A 3,449-nucleotide genomic window follows, 5' to 3' on the forward strand; every position below is an offset into this window, starting at 1 on the left:
AGGCGCAAGCAACCCGCCTGGCACAGGCAACCCCACACCAGGCGGGGGCCAGGAACCCCACAGCGGGAGGCGACTACGCGTCGAACCACCTGTCCCGCGCCAGTTCCGCCGTACGGGACGGGTCCTCCAGGAGTGCCGCGACCTCGAAGCGGCGGGGCCACTGGTTCGCCGCCCAGGCGAGGCCCGCCGCGACGCCTTCGACGGTCGCCGCGTGGACGACGCCGTCGGGCGTGCGGCGCCAGTCGAGTTCGGTGCCGCCCGCGACGAGTTCCTCGTGTTCGACGTACGTACGCGGCGTCGCCGGGCCCAGCAGGACCCGTACCGACTCCGGCACCTCGTGTTCCTCGCCGTCCGTCGTGACTTCGGCCGCGACCGTCTCGCTCAGTCGCCGTACGGACAGCAGTTCCGCGAGTTCGGCGGCGAGTTCGGGGCGGACGGGCAGCAGCGGCAGTCCGCCGGTGAGCGGGATCAGGTCGGGTACGTCGGCGACGACCGCGTCCGCCGCGTCGACGACCCGTACCTCTCCGTCGATCACGGCCCGCAGTTCGTCGGGGAGGGTGACCTGCTCGGGGTCGAGTTCGGCGAGGGCCGTGTAGAGGCCGTGGAGCTGGGCCGGGGTGACCGGCCGGTCGGGGTCGGCGAGCCGGGTGAGGAGTTCGGCGGCGCCGCCGGGTTCGTCGAGGAGGGCGGCGACCGAGGTCCGTACCCCGAGGGCCCGGAGGACGAGCGCGTCGTCGAAGCCGGTGGCGTCGACGGCTTCGTACAGCCCTGCGAGCAGCGGGTCGCCGCCTTCGGCGCGGAGTCCGGCGGGGCGGCGGCCGTCGAGTACGGGGTGGTCGCGGAGCCACCACGCGGTGTAGGGCCGTACGGTCTCGGTCGTGCCGTCGGGCAGCAGGACGCGTACCGGCTGGACGAGGGCGTCCCGCAGCGGCGGCCGGGAGAGCAGGGTGAGGGCCCGCGGCCAGGCGTCGTCGGCGACGAGGTCGAGATCGCGTACGGCGACGATCTCCGTCGCCACCGGCGGTACGGGGCCTTCGGGCAGCCGGTCGAGTACGTCCTCGCACCAGACGTCGACCGCGTCCAGAAGACCGGCGTCGTCGGGTTCGGCCCAGTCGCCGTCGCGGGGCTCCAGTTCGTCCGGGTCGAGCACCACATCGCCCGCCCTGACCAGCGTGAAGTCGACGAGGACGCCGCAGGCGGCGAGTGGCTGCGCGCCCCAGCGGTCGGCCAGCTCCGTGTCGCAGAAGGCCAGCGCGTCGGGGCGCATCACGGCGGCGAAGGGCCCGTCGGGGAGGACCAGCTCACCGGCGGGGGCGAGTTCGCCGTCCTCGTCGGGGAGGGCGAGCGCGCCGAGCCACGGCTCCTCGCCGGGCTCCAGTTCGGCGGCCCGGACCAGGGCGAGTACGGTCTCCGCCAGTTCCTCGCCCTCCAGGGCGTCCGGGTTGTCCTCGTCCCAGATCTCGCCCGCCTCCATGGACCCGGCGACGGCGGCCCGAACCTGCGGGGTCGTCAGCACCGCGCGGGGTGTCGCGGGGAGGGCGCCCAGCTTCTCCAGCAGGGGGTGCGCGGCGTCGGCGTGGGCGACCTTCAGCCCGAGCCGGGCGAGTTTGACGTGGTCCTCCTCCGGGCCGGGCCCCTCGGGCAGGGGGAGCAGGATCTGCCGGGGCCCGATCACGGTACGGCCGTCCGCGAGGGGGACCGGCAGTCCGGTGAGCCGGTCCGGGTCGACGCCCGCGAGGCTGTCGTACAGCCGCCACCACCAGGACGGGTCGCGTTCCAGTCCGGCGAGCCGGTCGATCGCCTCCGTCAGCGGTACGCGCGCCACGCCGACGGTCCGCAGTTCGGCCCGGCGCTCCAGGCCGGCCGGGAGCAGCGTCGGCAGTACGTCCGCGAGGACGCGTACCGTCTCGGCGCCCGCGCCCTCCAGGACCTCCGCCTCCACCGGGCGCAGGGCCGCGGGGCGGTCCGGCTCGGGCAGCCCGGTCTCCTCCTCGGCGCCCTCCGCGTCTTCCGCGTCCTCCGCGCCTCCCGGCCGGGGGGCGGACGCGGGCAGCAGGAACGCCGTACGGGGCAGCAGCCCGAGGATCTCCGCGCGCAGCGCCCCGTCCAGCTCGCCCTTGCCCAGCGGGCCGGGCACCAGGTCGATCGTGCCCGTCGACACGGGCTCCCAGCCGCCGAGGAGTTCCGCGTACGCCTCCGCCGCGCGCGCCACCACGAAGTCCGTGAGCGGCCCGGGCGCCGGGTGACGGCGGGCCGTGTCCAGTGGCAGCGACGCGATCAGCAGAGCCGGTACGCCGAGGGGCTCGTCGGTCGGCGTCGGCGCGTGCACCACCGGCGCGGTGGCGGGACGTACCGGCGCGCCGTCGCCGTCGACGGGCACCGCCCACGTCACCGACCAGTACGGGCGCAGCCGCTCCTCGATCGGACGGTCCCTCAGCAGCGCCGGGTCGGTGGCGCCGTGGTGGGTGACGGTCCGCCAGCGGCGGGGGGCGGCGGCGCTGTCCGTGATCCGGACGTACGGCCCGTCGACGGCCCGGGTCAGGGTACGGACACCCGCCGGGGTGTCGATCACGATCTCGGCGAGACCCGTGAGGGTGAGCAGCAGGGCGTCGTCGACGGTACGGAGCAACTGGTCCACGAGGTCCGCGGCGGCGCCGTCCCGCAGGGGCAGCACCACGACCGTGTCGTAGCCGTCGGGCGCGGTGCCCTCGGCGGGCAGCGGCAGCCGCAGCAGCGGAACGTGCCCGTCCCGGCGCTTCAACTCCTCCCCCAGGCCGGGGCTCTCCCCCGCGGCGCCCTCCGCGAGGGCGCGGGCCTCGGCGAGCGACCAGCGGACCCCGCCGTGGCGGCCCAGGACGGCGGGCTCGTCGGAGACGGCGAGCACGGCGGCGAACCCGACTCCGAACCGGCCGACGGGTCCGGCGTCGCCGCCCTCCGCGCCCTCGGCGCCGTCCGCGCCCCCGGCGCCCGTCTGGTCTCGTTTGGCGGACGCCCGCAGGGTGCTGAGGGACTCCGCCCCCGCCGCGTCGAGCGGGGCGCCCGTGTTCGCGGCGGCGAGGGTGCCCTCACGGAGCGTCAACCGCAGCCGACCCGGGGTACGGGACCGGGCGGCGGCGTCGGCGGCGTTCTGCGCCAGCTCCACGACGAGACGGTCCCGGTAACCCCCGAGAACGAGATCCTCCTCGGCGTTGGCGTCCTCCCGGAACCGCGCGGGACTCGCCGCCCACGCGTCGAGGACCCCGCGCCGCAGCCGCGCGGTGCCGAACGGATCGGGGGTGCCGGGCGCTTCGGTACTCACGCTGTGCTCCGCTTCTGTGCCGGTGTAGCTCGATGCGCCGAAGGTACCGGGTCGCCTCCCGCGGGGTCGCCTCCCGCTGTGGGGTGCCTGGTCCTCAGGCGCCTGGTGTGGGGCTCCCCGCCTCGTGCGGGGCCGTTCGCGCCTCGCGCCC

At 76.2% G+C, this 3,449-nt stretch carries 1 protein-coding gene; it reads right to left on the reverse strand.

The genetic code is table 11. The features are described 5' to 3' along the window. Window positions 1-73: 73 nt before the first annotated feature. Window positions 74-3,298 (reverse strand): molecular chaperone Hsp90, encoded by a 3,225-nt coding sequence (locus AB0G74_RS34245; protein WP_361154609.1) that lies wholly within the window; start codon window positions 3,296-3,298, stop codon window positions 74-76. Between the last annotated feature and the right edge of the window lie 151 nt (window positions 3,299-3,449).

Source organism: Streptomyces sp. NPDC020875, assembly GCF_040641415.1.
In the GTDB taxonomy this organism is placed as follows: Bacteria; Actinomycetota; Actinomycetes; order Streptomycetales; family Streptomycetaceae; genus Streptomyces.